This window comes from Nocardia sp. CS682 (assembly GCF_004634405.1).
In the GTDB taxonomy this organism is placed as follows: domain Bacteria; phylum Actinomycetota; class Actinomycetes; order Mycobacteriales; family Mycobacteriaceae; genus Nocardia; species Nocardia ninae.
The window spans coordinates 7,932,856-7,946,517 of the sequence record NZ_CP029710.1 but is presented as its reverse complement, the minus strand read 5'-3'; the positions used below and the strand labels follow the sequence as shown (position 1 = coordinate 7,946,517).

The 13,662-nt window shown below is 63.6% G+C and carries 13 protein-coding genes and 1 pseudogene; 3 read left to right on the top strand and 11 right to left on the bottom strand.

The features are described 5' to 3' along the window. Positions 1–11: 11 nt before the first annotated feature. Positions 12–158 (bottom strand): annotated as a pseudogene (locus tag DMB37_RS41590) (transcriptional regulator); the annotation flags it as partial. Between the two features lie 191 nt (positions 159–349). Between DMB37_RS41590 and DMB37_RS42075 the strand changes: the two are divergent. Then, positions 350–679, top strand: coding sequence for an aldo/keto reductase (locus DMB37_RS42075; RefSeq protein WP_370465265.1), 330 nt, complete (start codon positions 350–352; stop codon positions 677–679). A 1,111-nt stretch (positions 680–1,790) separates the two neighbouring features. On the opposite strand, the gene DMB37_RS40835 is transcribed toward DMB37_RS42075, so the two are convergent. The 3 genes from DMB37_RS40835 to DMB37_RS35950 form a co-directional block, all read right to left on the bottom strand. Next, positions 1,791–2,402 (bottom strand): hypothetical protein, encoded by a 612-nt coding sequence (locus DMB37_RS40835; protein ID WP_167769040.1) that lies wholly within the window; start codon positions 2,400–2,402, stop codon positions 1,791–1,793. A gap of 91 nt (positions 2,403–2,493) precedes the next feature. After that, positions 2,494–3,093, bottom strand: a complete 600-nt coding sequence (locus DMB37_RS35955) for a hypothetical protein (protein ID WP_135236509.1) — start codon at positions 3,091–3,093, stop codon at positions 2,494–2,496. 689 nt (positions 3,094–3,782) lie between these two features. Further along, a complete protein-coding gene (locus tag DMB37_RS35950) occupies positions 3,783–4,310 on the bottom strand; it encodes a hypothetical protein (RefSeq protein ID WP_135236508.1) in 528 nt (175 codons plus the stop codon). Between the two features lie 47 nt (positions 4,311–4,357). Between DMB37_RS35950 and DMB37_RS42070 the strand changes: the two genes are divergently transcribed. Continuing rightward, positions 4,358–4,723 (top strand): sigma factor, encoded by a 366-nt coding sequence (locus DMB37_RS42070; protein ID WP_135238028.1) that lies wholly within the window; start codon positions 4,358–4,360, stop codon positions 4,721–4,723. Positions 4,724–5,935: 1,212 nt separating this feature from the next. On the opposite strand, the gene DMB37_RS35940 is transcribed toward DMB37_RS42070, so the two are convergent. The 3 genes from DMB37_RS35940 to DMB37_RS35930 all read right to left on the bottom strand — a co-directional run bounded on the left by DMB37_RS35940 (position 5,936) and on the right by DMB37_RS35930 (position 9,000). Continuing rightward, positions 5,936–6,781, bottom strand: a complete 846-nt coding sequence (locus tag DMB37_RS35940) for a class I SAM-dependent methyltransferase (RefSeq protein ID WP_135236507.1) — start codon at positions 6,779–6,781, stop codon at positions 5,936–5,938. Positions 6,782–7,696: 915 nt separating this feature from the next. After that, positions 7,697–8,119 carry a helix-turn-helix domain-containing protein gene (locus tag DMB37_RS42065; protein WP_370465436.1) on the bottom strand — a complete coding sequence of 141 codons (423 nt, stop codon included), beginning with the start codon at positions 8,117–8,119 and terminating at the stop codon, positions 7,697–7,699. Between the two features lie 395 nt (positions 8,120–8,514). Then, positions 8,515–9,000, bottom strand: coding sequence for an RICIN domain-containing protein (locus DMB37_RS35930; RefSeq protein ID WP_135236505.1), 486 nt, complete (start codon positions 8,998–9,000; stop codon positions 8,515–8,517). A gap of 263 nt (positions 9,001–9,263) precedes the next feature. Here DMB37_RS35930 and DMB37_RS35925 point away from each other — a divergent pair, with 263 nt between their 5' ends. Then, positions 9,264–9,632 (top strand): hypothetical protein, encoded by a 369-nt coding sequence (locus tag DMB37_RS35925; protein ID WP_135236504.1) that lies wholly within the window; start codon positions 9,264–9,266, stop codon positions 9,630–9,632. A gap of 500 nt (positions 9,633–10,132) precedes the next feature. On the opposite strand, the gene DMB37_RS35920 is transcribed toward DMB37_RS35925, so the two are convergent. The 4 genes from DMB37_RS35920 to DMB37_RS35905 form a co-directional block, all read right to left on the bottom strand. After that, positions 10,133–10,792 carry a right-handed parallel beta-helix repeat-containing protein gene (locus tag DMB37_RS35920; protein ID WP_167769038.1) on the bottom strand — a complete coding sequence of 220 codons (660 nt, stop codon included), beginning with the start codon at positions 10,790–10,792 and terminating at the stop codon, positions 10,133–10,135. A gap of 46 nt (positions 10,793–10,838) precedes the next feature. Then, a complete protein-coding gene (locus DMB37_RS35915; RefSeq protein ID WP_135236502.1) occupies positions 10,839–11,318 on the bottom strand; it encodes a DUF4265 domain-containing protein in 480 nt (159 codons plus the stop codon). Between the two features lie 184 nt (positions 11,319–11,502). Next, the gene (locus DMB37_RS35910; RefSeq protein WP_135236501.1) at positions 11,503–12,879 is read right to left on the bottom strand and encodes a DUF1206 domain-containing protein; all 1,377 of its coding nucleotides are present in this window, start codon (positions 12,877–12,879) and stop codon (positions 11,503–11,505) included. After that, positions 12,879–13,589, bottom strand: coding sequence for a hypothetical protein (locus DMB37_RS35905; protein ID WP_135236500.1), 711 nt, complete (start codon positions 13,587–13,589; stop codon positions 12,879–12,881). Before DMB37_RS35905 ends, DMB37_RS35910 begins: the two co-directional genes overlap by 1 nt. Positions 13,590–13,662 lie beyond the last annotated feature (73 nt).

The window sequence follows — 13,662 nt, the reverse complement described above, 5'->3', positions numbered from 1 at the left end:
CGGTTGCACTCACCAATGCAGGGGTCGCCGGGCTGAGGTGACCCGCCGACGCCGAGTGCGGTCACGATCAGTGCGACCCATTTGTCGGAGATCCGTTCCAGCAGTTTGCGGCTCGGACATACGGCCAGGAAAGCGTCGTACGGGCCACGGTTCACCAATCAGTTGATCCGCGAAGCACTGCACCCCTACCCCGAACCGCTGCACATCGCGACCAAGGTCGGCGCGACCCGCGATCAGCAGGGCGGCTGGCCGCTGGCCCGACGACCCGAACAGCTGCGCCGCGCGGTCCACGAGAACCTGGCCGCGCTCGGCCTCGACGTGCTCGACGTGGTCAACCTCCGGCTCGGCGATGCCGCAGGGCCACAGTCCGGTTCGCTCGCGGAGTCGTTCGAGACCCTCGCCGAACTCCAGCAGCAGGGGCGGCCAGGGCATCGCCTACGTACCCTTCTTCCCGCTCGGCGGCTTCACCCCACTGCAGTCCACGGCGCTGTCGGCCGTCGCCGCCCGGTTGAACGCGACGCCGATGTCGGTCGCACTGGCCTGGCTGCTGCACCGATCACCGAACATCCTGCTGATCCCCGGCACCGCCTCCACCACCCACCTACGCGAGAATCTCCGCGGTGCCGGACTGTCGCTCTCCGGCGACGACATCGACGAACTGGAAAAGATCGGCCGTTAGCCGAGTTCGAACCTGCTGCCGCACACCGGCTCCCGCCCGTACGAGATCCCATTCCTATTTGCCACGGATGGGATGGTTGCCGAGCACGGTCTCACTGCGGCATAGCCGGATTGGTTACCGACCGACACCATGTGCCTGGGCGCCGGCCACGAGATCATGGACAGCTGACCGTCGCGCGCACAGCGGCTACTTAAGACTGGTGTCAGGACCTGATCCCGGCCAGGATCTAGTCCAGGTGCCCGACGAGAAGCTCCCAAATCGGCTGCCCACCTGCCTCATTGGTGTGGTTCTCAGCCCACGCCTTGACACGAGAGGGGAGCCCCTCTATGACGGTGTCAGTGTCGGCGGTACTCCAACGAGCAGGTACGCACTGCCCTGGTTGTCAACTCCACATGCCCGGAAGTAGTGAACATCGCGGAAACGCACGCTGCTTAAGCAGCGGACGTTCGGTCATGGGCTTGCGTGGTCGGGGCTGCGGTAGCTCATCTCTGCCGGTCGATGATCAGTCCCGAACCAGATCCATAAGCTTGTGCGAACGTACTCGGCGTTGAGAGCAGCGACGGCTCGCCGCTGCGGCAGGCGACTATCCGGACAGCCGTCGTGGATGCTGATGGCCAGGACCGCCGCTTCGCTGCCGAGAGGCCCGCGCGGGGGCTGGTGCTGCGACGCCGGTAGCGGCGATCGGCGGGAGTCGCCGCACCAGCAGCTCGTCGCGGAGGGTGGCCGGTGGGTAACGACATTCACCGACGTCGGATCAGGCCACCGGTTCGCGGCGGCACGTTGCAACAATCCCCGCCTGCCCCGTCGGGAAGCGGCGGAAGTGGCGACAGCGGTCCCGAGTACGGCAACAGCGTCGGCTTCGACAGCACTGACATTCCGGGGTACTACCCTCGGTCCGCTGATTGCCGCGAACATCTCTCGATTCGAGTCTGGACCTGATCCACCGGGCAGCGTGGGCCGATCACGAGGGGCCGCTGCCGATCATCGAGGGCACCGCGATCCGGCTGCGGGTCGAGCATCTGCCCAGCGGTGGGGTGAACAAGCCCGTGTGGCTGTGGCGGTCCGGAGTCGACGCCAACCATCGAGGAGCTCGCATCCAGGGTCGACCCGTCTACTTCTTCAGTTCATCTGCGAATTCGGAACCGTTGCCACCGCTCGCTTCCTTTTCGTTCAACTGGATAGACTTCCGGGCCTTCTCCGAGAAGAATGCAGGCAGCCCTATAGTGGCTGCGTATGGCGTGGTCTCCCCTTTCTGCTTGACGGCTTCCTCGACGGCAGCGGCATATTCCTCCTGGTTATCGCACATCAGCTTCCGAGTTTCGGGATTGAACTCAGTCGTTCCCCACAGATCATGACGCGCGATTGCGGAGGGATTATTCGTACTGTTCACCCTATATTTATACGGAAGGTATTCTTCCATTTTGCGATACTCTTCATACCAAGTCCGCGTACGCGGCTTGAGGCCGGAAACAGTTCTGAGCTCATCCAATTCCTCGGAAAATACCAGCGCATCGGGATATTTATCGTCGTTTACTTCTTTATCGGACTCGGTGTCGGCCCTGCAGAGGAATTTGTTCAATTGTATCGTAACCTTGAGCAACTCGGCTTCGCTCATCGTATCGGGCGCCGCGCGGCCGGTGCTTGCACCAAAAGCCGTCGAACACAGACTTCCCGTAATGACAAGCACGGCGAGCGCGGTACCTACTTTTGTCCGTTTCATCATCGAGTGACCCTTCTTGCACCGACAGGCGCAGTTCGCATATATTATCCCCATACCCAGTTGTCATTGGAATCTAGAACTGCATTGACTTGCGCTACAGCTGCGAACAAATCGAACTCGGCTGCTCCTCACCATCGGACAACAGTTCTCCGGTCTCGATGTTCCGCTTGTTTTTCTCCCGGTCTTTCTCGGTGATCACACAGTACTTCCGCGCTTTGGCATCGAAAAACTTCGCGAGCTCAGACTCTGTTGTGTAGCCACTCTTGATCTTTCCTTTTACTTCTTTCATGATCTTCGCGAGGGTCTCAGCGTAATCTTCGGTACGAGTACACATCTCCTCGCGGGTTTCCTCATTGAACGTGCCTCCCGGCTCGCGGAATAATTCTTCTCGCGCGCCACGAGCCGGATTTCCACCTCCCTTTATTTCAAAAGGGGCTTCGGCCTCGATTTTCTCCCATTCCTGATACCAGGTCTCGCTATGAGGCTCGAGTTCCTTCGGCCCGCCCTCTTCCAGACGCACCTTATTGCAGAGGTATACGTTGAAGATAGTCTCCACCAATTGCAACTCGCGTTCCTCGGCCGTCGGTCCGGCCTGGGCAGGGCCGCTCACCACCACGGCCGCTGTCCCCGCGAGCAACGCAGTGGACACGATCATCCCGAGCCGAAAACAACGACGCCGATCCCGTACGCTCATTTATTTCCTCCCATAGCGCATGATTTTTTTTATGGCCTACCCGCGTGGCGCGCGTCGACCGTCATGGCGGAACCTAAGCCAACGAGACGGCTGCGCACGCGAACACACCCTCCTATTCGAAACCGTGACGGAATCGGATGGGTTGGACTACCGCCCGGCCGGGCCCCCATATGCTCGAAATGCTCGCCCTGGCCGTTTCCGGCGCCCCCGGATACCACCACCGAGCTCGCCGCCGAAGCAGCGACCATCTGGAGCCGCTACATCACCGCACCCCGGTTCCGGTCGTGAGCGTGCGGTGCGCCCAGCCTCAACCGAGGTCGGCCGAGTCCATCAGGCGGCGCAGCTCGGGTCGGATCAGCCGTTGCTGCGGCGGCTCAGGGCCTACTGGCTTGGCGTGCGCAGCGGTCGTGTTTCAGGTCCGCCGGGCAGGCCCTCAGCCGTTTGTCACCACAACAGCCAGCGCGAGCGACAACCATCGCTACCACCCGGCGGCGCCGGGTGTGTACCAGGGTGACTTCCCCAGCCGTCGAAGCTGTTCGTGGCCACGACTGCCGGGGAAGCTCCCTGGTCACCCCTGTTACGGCCCGACGCCGATTCCGTGAAACAGCCAGCCGCAGGACCAGAGAGTACGGGCGGGGCGAAATCCAACCCGCTAAACCCGCCCGCCACGCCCCCAAGCCCTGCGCCCTTTACCCGGACTCGCCAACCCGGTTGATCTTCACCGACTCCGGACCACCGAACGCGGCTTTCGCCGCTTCGACAGCCTCCTCCCCCGCCACCGCTGCCTCGTCGGCAAGCTCGACACTCTCGTCGTCGTCGGCGGCCTCGGCAGCCTTGGCAGCGTCCGCGGCGTCGTCGGCAGCGACGATGACGGCTTCGCTTCCGCGGGCGCTGTCGGCGGCACGGGCGCTCTCCACGGCGGCGTTGTAGGCGGCTCTGGCGGCAACGCCGATGTCGACTGCGGCCTCGGCTTCGCCGGCGTACTCGACGGCGTCGTTTGCCTCTTCGCGGGCATCTTCTGCGGCGTCGCCGAGGACTTGTTCAAACCCGGGGTCGGCCTCATCATCGTGGACGTAGGCGTCGAATCTGGCTTCGATTGCGGCGCGGGCGCGCGCGGCGGCGCTGTAGGCACGCTGGCACGCCGCGATGACAAACAGTTTGTCCGCTTCCTCCTTGACCTTGGCAGGGGTAGCGGGTGGTGAAGCCAGGGTTGGCAACCGAGGTCTCGGGCGGCGAGGTGACTGCTGAAAATGCTGTGCTGGCCATGCTATTGGTGCGTTGTGGCCGATCGGACCAGCAGGCGTTTGCCGAGTTGTATGACCGGACGTGTGCGCGGGTGTTCGGTCTGGTGTTGCGGGTGGTCTGTGATCGTGGATATGCCGAGGACATCACCCAGGAGGCCTATGTCCAGGGGTGGCGTACGGCGGCGTCGTTCGACCCCGGCAAGGGATCGGGTTCAAGACACCATCAGAAGCACTCAACGAGGTGTTGCGATGACCGCCTGAACCCGCGCCGCGAACCGGGCGTTGGTCGGCCGTCCAAATCTGTTGATCGGCACGGCTTTCCAACGCACGGAAAATGCCGATCTCAGTACGTCAGTGGCAGCGTCGTGCAAACGGCGCGAGGGTGAGGTAGGCGGCGCGGATCGCGGCAGGTTCCGGGTGGGGTGTATCGCTGATCGTCATCGTCGGCGTTGTACGGACGATCAAGCTGCCGGCTGCCGGTTTTTACGTCGCCGAACTCGGCAGGGGCCGCCTCGCAGCCGTCGAGACCGGCGGTAGCGGCGGAATTCGATCGCCACCGCCGGTCACAACCCGCTACCCGAGACCTCTCACCGCACGGACCCGCCGCAGCAAGGGGCCACGGCTACGAGCTGGTTGCCAGCTTCCTTACTTCTTCGACTGGGGCGGTTTCGGCTTCGACTGGGTACCTTTTGGCGCCTTCGGCTTACCGTTTCGCCCTGTGACCCCCACCTGACTGCCGGCGCCGGTGCCGACACCCTGCGCCTGGCTCTGCGCTTGATTGGCCGAACCCTGCGCTTGATTGCCTGCGCTCTGGTCGTCGTCGCCCTCGCAACTACACCGCTGTGACGGCGGGGTGCCGCCTCCGGTCTGGGGTCGTCCTGGTCGGGGCTGTTCCCGCCGCCCTGCCGCTGTCCTTGTTGCGACTGCTGTTGTTGCTGTTGTTGCTGCGAATCCGGCGAGCTCGGAGCCTGTGGTGGTTGGCCGGTCGCGGTACCCGTGGACAGGAACACGGCGAGGATGCCGACCGCGGCGGCGGTCGACAGTTTGTGAGTCACGTGAAACTCCTTCTCTCGTATCGGAAGTGGCGATCAGGAACCGGACCTGGCGCACACCCTCCATCGGCCGGGGGAATCCGACAACACCGCGCGGCGCCGGGTTCCGATAAGTCTGCACAGATCAACACCGGTTATTCGGTGCGGACGTACCAAAGGACGGATAGCGCCGAACTCGCCCACGAGCGACCGCACCGGCGGTCAGCCAGCGAAACCAAACCCGCCGGTCTGCACGGCTGGCCCGCTGGTGTGACGGTAGAGAAAGGCTTTCCTGGTCCGGCTAGGGGCCACCGGGGTCAGCGTGTTCCGCGCGATCGAGATCGGCGTTGACGGCAATACCGGCCGCGTGTTCGTCGAAGTCGACGCGGAACCCACACCAGTCTCACCCGGCTCGTACCTGTCGAGCCCGACTAACACGGTCATCACCAGGGCAAGGCGATGCTGACCGCGCGGTCCGGCCGAATGCACTGATCTGCCGATGTGAGGATGCCGATTACGTTGCTTGGCCGATGAATTCGGGCGAGCACCGTCGTGGCCTGCGCTCGCTCAGGTGACCCGCGCGGCCACCAGGGTCTCAAAGGTATAGGGCCGCAGGCCATCGGTACGGCCGGCGAAGTACCGCTGCTGCAGGTCTGCACGTGTGGGGTGGTCCACGACCGTCAGCCCGCACCGGCTGATCAGCCTCTCGATCTCCGATACCGGCCAGCCAGGCTGAAGAGGCTCGCCGACAGAAGCCGCGATCGGCGTGTAGATACGGGCGAATTCCGTCCCCGCGTCGTCGAGCGCGCAGTCCTCGGCCCGGTAGGAGAACACCACCTCAGACCCGGGAGCTGCCGTCGCGATCGTGCGCAACGTCGACTCGATCGCCTGTGCCGTCAGATAGGGGGCGACGCCCGTCCAGCAGAACATCGCAGGCTGCGCCCAATCGAACCCGGCCGGGCCCAGGACATCCTGAACCGGTCCGGCCTCGAAATCAACCGGCACGAATACCTGCGAGTCGCTGAGCGGCAGGCCGAGCTCTCTGACCCGCTCGAGCTTCCAGCCCTGGGAGGCAGGGTGATCAATCTCGAACAGCGTCAGCGAGCCGAGCAGATCCGGCCGACGCCACGCGAACGAGTCAAGCCCCGCGCCGAGGATCACGTACTGGGTGAAGGCACCGGCAGCCAGCCGGTCCTCGGCGTACCGGCTGCGGGTGCAGACAGCCGCCCGGGACTCGCGGCGGACCGGGCCGGGGAACAGCGGATCGAACTGGTCTCGCAGCTGCTGCCATACCGGGCCGACAAGCACCAGGGCCAGCACATCGTCCAGTACCCACGGCGACGCCGTCTCCAGGCGAAACAATCCACGCGACACGGCCGCAAACATCGCCGTCCTGCTCGGCGCGCTTTCCATGCATTCCTCCTCGCCGGCCGGAACTCAGCATGCCGGCCACGCCCGCCCACTCCGCGCACTTCACAGGATGCGCCTGAAGCGCCCCGACGGCCATAGCCAGATCGCCTGGCAGCCACGATCTATCGCCATCGGGATCCTCCAAACCGGCCAGACACGCCAGCGTCACGGCCGCCTGCACGCCACCACGCCCGGACGTCACCAAGAGCCCGAGACCCTCCGACTCGACCCGGCACGAATAAACGGACATAACGCGACTATGTCGAGGCCTTGGGGTGTGGTCACATTCTCGGCCCCGAGCGCGTGCACCGCGACGCTCGGGGTCGTCGGTGGCTATCCAACTGCTAGCTGGAGGATTCAGCAGGGCGTCGGTGATCTCCACGGTGTCTTGAAACGCGGTCTTCATACGTCCGCGCGTGCCGCTGGGCGCGCAGTCGGCGAACGCATTGTAGTGCCGATGTGCGGGCTCAGCTGGTGGTGCAAGCTTGTTCTCGATGCCCGACGCGGAGAGGGGATTTCATGTCGGTGACGGCTGTAGTGGCTCATGCTCAGGCGTTGTGGGCGGAACTGGCGGTAGTTCCGGTTTCCTTTACACCCAGCCGTCTGCAAGTGGTGGTATCGCCGAGGTCGCTGATGTGTCCGGCGGGATGGGTCGGTGCAGTGGTGTTGCAGGGTTCGGCGATCGCGACTGCGCCCGATACCGTTGCGGCAGAGAAGGTTCGAGTCGCCGGATTCCAGCTCCCGGTAGGCGAGGTCGTCAACGCGGAGCGGTTGCGCACGGTGTTGTCCGTTGCGGAGGTGCGTGGTCCTGCGGCGCTGGCCTACTCCAGCGTGGAGTTGTTTCGGCCGGCCACTACGGGGGTGGAGAGATTCGAACAGGTGGCGCTCCAAGACCGGGCACTGGGTGAGTTCTTGGCATCATCGGCGGAAGTCGACCGGGACGAAAGCGGGTTGGACGAGATCACCTCGTCGGCGTTCGTCGTGCGTTCGGCCGGTGTGGTCGTCTCGGCCGCAGGGTATCGAGTGTGGCCGAACCGCACTGCGCACGTTTCGGTGTTTGGTCGGTTTCGGGCGCGTTGCCCGAGCCCACGCCGCCTGGTCGGCGGGCAAGGCCCGGTAGGCGAAGCGGCCGCCGCGCCCGGCGACCTCACGCGAGATCGTCGAGGGTGCTCGACCCAGGCGGCGGGCAATACCACGCAGCGAGTCCCCGGCGGCCAATCCGCGCGAGATCTCTTCTCGTTCAGCAAGGCTCAGGCGAAGCCGGCCGCGGTGGCGAGGAATCGGGCGGACCCCGCCACAGCGTTTGAGTAGGTCGCGCACCGTGGAAGGGTGTCGGCGCATCTCCCGGGCCAGGACCTTGATCACTTGCCCGGATCGCCACCGCCGCCACACCTGCTCGACCTGAGCCTCGGTCAACGGGGTCCTTTTCTCCGACAGTGGTCTGCTCGAGGCCATTGCGCATCACATCCCTTCCTCACCAGGAGATTCCCAGTGTTGCGCCGACCTATTGAGACCAAGGGCATTATGGTGCGTTCGCTGCCCGAATCAGGCATCGGGATTGCGGATACCTAGTGCGTTGACGTCACTGCCGTCGATCGAGACCGAGTGGGACCGAGAGGAAAGGTTTCGGTGGAGCATCCCCTGCCCCTCGGGTGCCGCAAGCCCGGCGTCGATGCACGACCGGGGCCGGAACAGGTAGCTTCCGGCCGTTCTCGCACCCCGGACGGCTGTGGCGGTCACAAGGGAATGAACTCGATCTTGTTGCTGCCGGTGTTTTGGCCACCCTTGATGGCGGTCAAGGCATCCACCCCGCGCTCTTTGTAGAAATCAGTGAGGCAGTCCCCTACTCCGACCAGGCAGACGTTGATGTCCTTCTTGAACGTCCGAGTTTCCCATTTCGCTGCTTCCTTGGAAGAACATTTCTTCACAAAGATGTGCGCGGCCATACATTGGGCCGGTTTGGATGCGAGATGAATCTTGTGGGTCTTGCTGTCGTACTTCCATGCCTGCAGATCGGTCTTGCCGTCGCAGGGTGCGAGAGCTACGAATGGGGCGCCGCTCTCCTCATATTTGAGCGTGGCGCACTGTCCACGGGCAGTGTGCTTCATTCTGAACTTACCCGCAGGAAAGTTAGTGGCGGCTTCTGCGGTGCCAATCCCCGCAGCGACCCCGGCCACGACAATCGCAAGTCCCGCTATACAACGAACAGCAGCAGAAGGCATCCGAGTCCTCTCCATAGTGTGTGTGTGGTCGCCGCCTGTAGGCGGCGCATGACAACTATTCGGCGCCGCCTCCGCTATGGATCGGAGGGAGTTGCTGACACTTCGCAGGGCAACAACCGAGCAGTTCAGCCAGGTCGACACCTCTGGTGTAAGAGGCCGGGCGGTCATTTTCGTGCGGACTACACGAGATCACCTCCTGGCGGGAACACACGGAAATCGGCAGAAGCGGACATGTGGAAACGCCCGCACGGCAGCAATACCGGATGTTCATATGCAGTGTCCTCCCCCTATGCCAGACCATCAAAGGACCGTCGTTCCGGGTCCTTCCGGCCCTTCAGCTCGGCAGCGACAGCGCCGATTATCGAGTTACGAACGATAATCCGCCGCGACTACACGACCAGGGTCGTCGCCTCGGTGGTGGCGAGCCGATCTTCGGCGTGTACTGGTCCCCACGCGACGCGGCATTCATCGCCTACACCGATTCCTGTCCTGGGCTGACCTTCAGCGACCCCTGGACGACCTCGGCGGCGATCCGCGGCCTGCAAGACAAGATCCGCGAAAGCCGCTTCGGCGACGTCGATCGTCCAGACGAGCAGCCACCGCACCGCCGAGCTTCCCGAACCCCGTACTGACGATTCAGTGCGACCGGCCCGGTGTTTAACAAACCAACGATTCTCTACAGGGCCTCGACCCCGCCTGGCTGCGTAAGCGAGCGAGTGGTGGTTCTGACCGAAGCGAAAGGCATAACTTGTTCCCCGATCTGTGAAGTATCGGCTCATCGGTTGAACCGACCATGGATGGGATCGCGGCTGAGCACATCGCGAGTAGACCACTGGTCGTTCGGCGCAGACGTACTGTCGGATGGAAACACGCATGGTCGATCCCCGCCTGTCGCCAGGCCGCGCCTAGTAGATGAGGTGCGGCCTACGTCCCTGCTCCGAAGAAGTGGTCCGGGTGCTGATTTGCGGGTTCGGTGTCTAGGCGACGATCCGGTCCGGCGCCTCCCTCGCTCGGCCGTGTAAGCGAGAGAGGCTATCCGGGCATCGCTGTGCTGCGGTGTAAACGACGGTCGATACGGGAGTGCGGGCAGGATTGGCCGGGTCCAGCTTCGAAAGACTTTGCCCATCTAATATTATTGAGCCCCACAACCTTCGATCTTTTTCTCGCAGTTGTTCGGAAAATTGTCGCTGACTTGACTGTCGCCTTGAAGGCTGAGTGTACCGACCCTGTTGTCGATACCGCCGCCGAATGTTTGTTTGATGTCTTGGCTTGCGTTGGCGTCGTTGCCGGTAACCTTGCTGTTGATCAGGGTCACCTTGGTGGACGGGCCGCCGAGCATGCTAATTCCCCCACCAGCGCTTTCTTTGATGCTGCGTACCACATTGTCGGACACAGTACTGTTGTCCAAAGTGAGTTGAGTTTTGCTATTGACGATAATCCCGCCCCCGTGCGCTGTTCCGGCAAACGGCCCACCAGCGGTGTTGCCACTGATCGTCGAGTTCACCACGTCCACTTTGGAGCCGACGTCAACGTTGATTCCGGCACCCGCGTCTGCGATATTATTGGTGATTGTACTTCCAACGATTTTTATGTTGGCTGCCCCCTCTGCCAAGATGCCGCCTCGTTCGTTCCCCGAAATCGTACTGCCCGTCACGGATATCGAACTGCGCCTTGAAGCGTTGATACCAGACTGTCGATTACTACTGAGCACTGTGCCGTTGACGGTAATCGTACTATCTTCCTCCGCACGGATGCCGGACTGCTGGCTATTTTTGATTTCGGAGTTGTTCACGACCGTGTGTTCAGGCAAGCCGTATCGCAACAGGCTTCCCGGCTAGTCAGGCGTCCCACCACTCCGGCGTCCCGCAACCGACCTCGAAATGCCACCATCCGTCACTTTGCCCTTGCTCCAGCAAGGCTTTGACCCCGGCAAGATCCGCGTCCGCAGGCACCGTGAAAGCAACCATAGGGAAGGCGTCGCTGAAGACCTCACCGCCCAAACCGAACACCGCCAATCGTTGATGCACCGCGTGGGCATCGCGCCCTAACGGTCCCGACGGTATCGGCACGACACGAATAGTGCAGTTGCCCGAGGCACTGACCCGCTCTAGCGCCCAATGCAGTCCATCCGCATCGGTCGTATAGCGGACAACGTCCCCCTCGGCCACCCCGTCCTGGAGGAAGGCCGCATTCTCCACGACAGCGGTATCCTCACCAACCCTGGTCGCCCACATACCCTCGGTGTCCTGCGGTAACCATCCCGGGCGAGGGACGAACTTGAACCACAGCTTGATCATCTCGCCCACAGTGTCCATCATGAGGCAGCCACCTCGAAGTGCGCGCGGAGGGTAGCCGCACGCAGAGGATCAGTTGCCGAAAGCTCGGCGCGACCAAGCGAATCGGCAGGCCACCCGAACTGCACGATATTCGGCCATAGCGGGCGTTCGGCCGGCGCCAGAAGCCCTCAGGCTGTTGGTCTTCCACGCGCCTCAGGTCGTGAGGCTAGTGGACCTTGCGGAACCGGGCGTCGAGAAAGGTGAAGATCGCGAACGCGGCCAGGCCGACCGCAACGATGAGCAGCAGCCCGGTGCCGTACGGCTCGGCCGCCAGGGTCCTGAGCGCCACGTCCAGCCCGGTCGCCTTCTGCGGCTGGCTCTGCACGGCGGCCACCACGACGAGCACCCCGGCGCCGGCGTACACCCCACCGAGCGCCGCGTACCCGATCCGCCCGAGCCGGATCACGACCCGTTCCGTCGACCGGCTCGCCTTGCTGAAGTCCTGCTCTTCGTGGAACCGCTTCGACCAGCCGTGGCGGGCGACGAACAGACCCGCGACTACGATCGCGAGCCCGATGACGATCACCACCGCCTTGCCCCACTCCTTGCTGAGCAGGCTACCGACGAGACCGAGCTGCGCTTGGTCGGTCGCCGAGGCCGGAGATCCGTTCGCGAGCTTGGCCGCGCTGTAGGCCAGGTAGCCGAACAGAACCGCCTCACCGAAGTTCATCGCGCGCAACAGCTTCTGCTTCCGGCTGTTCCGCGCGCCGGTGAAGGTCTCGAGCAACTGCCACAGCACGGCGACTCCGAGCCCGACGGCGATGAGCCAGAGCACGAACCCGCCGCCGGAGTTCTCCGCGAGGTTCTGCAGCGCGCCGGTCTTGTCCGCTTTCCCGACCCCGTCGCCGTCGAGGTCGCCGAGCGCGACCTGAACGCAGACCCACGCCACGAGGAGGTGAACTACGCCGTACGCCACCAGGCCCACCCGCACCGCCAACTGGAACGGCGCGCTGCCGACCACCTCGTGATGGACTCGATTCGACTTCCTCATAACCACACCACGAGAAGACCGTAACCGCGTAAGGCCTTGCCGGCGCGTGTAATGCGCACACACATCGCTGCACGAGATGCTCGCGACCGCGGCCAAGCCGTTCGGCCTGCGCCGCTTCGCCAAGTCCATGAACTGGTCGCCGAGCCCACGTCCCCGCCAGGACGGTTCCAGATACAGCTGCTCCAGGTCGTCGTCGGTGAGCACCAATGGTCCCAGCACCTGTTCGTCACCCGCTGCCACCCATGTCTCGCACTGCGGGACAACAAGGTTGGCGAACCAGGAGCGGACGCTGTCGGCAGCGTGCAATCGACGCACGGTCGGCAGCGCCATGGCGAAGGACCGCAGCCACACGTCCGCGATCGCGGAGGCATCAGCGAGGTTGACCGCGCTGCGGCGGGCCAACGGCGTGCCGCTCGAGGAGGCGTTCGCGGAAGCCGAATCGGCTTGGCGCGCGCTGGTTTCGAAGAACGGCTCCACATCGATGGAGCGCGGTGAGTTGCTGGCGTTCTTGCGCGAGTTCGACAAATAGCTGACCAACCTGCCGGCCTGCACTACAGGACTTCCTGTCCCCCAGCATCGAGCAGCGGCCGTTTGTTGCGGGGAGGGGAGATCGGCTCCGAGCGATCTCCGAACAAGTAATCGCGGAGGGCCCGCAGATACTCGTCCAGTTCCTGTTGCTCGAGGAACCAGGCACCGGTCGGGTCGAACCACTCGCTCGGAGTCGGGCGCCGCGCGATCACATAGTCGAGGGCCTCGCGCACCATGGCCGCATGGGTCGGATCCGCGGCCGCACTGGCGCGCTCCATCCAGGTGAGGTTTTTCCACTTCTGATCATCGAACTTGGGTTGGTGCATGTAGACCACCGGCAACAATAGGCTTTTGATATGCGGGATTTCGTCCCACCACGTGGGAGACGTACCTGTGACAGGCGTCGGAATGCCGGGGCGTTCGGCCGTCCGGTCGACACCCCGAGGACGCCAGATAGGTCCTATCGAAAGGTTCCAGGGTGGGTACCACACGCCTCGCCACACCGGGACCCCGAGATGGGGAGGGTTCACCGGAAGTGGCTCTGCCAGTGAGATGTCGACCGTGATGCGGCGCACCGGGGGCAACTCCTTGTCCGCGGGAAGGAGATCCGCCACCATCGACAAGCAGTCCTTCTCGTCGAAGCCGGTTACCCCAACGCCCTGGACGAGCGCACTCCAGTAATCCGAGTCGCGCGCCATGTCGAATTCGATCCAGAACCGCCGCACCGTGGACATACTCGGTCTCCTCCCCCATGAACACCTACCACCAACAGTTGACCAATAGTGCCAACGCCGATCAGTTCCTACC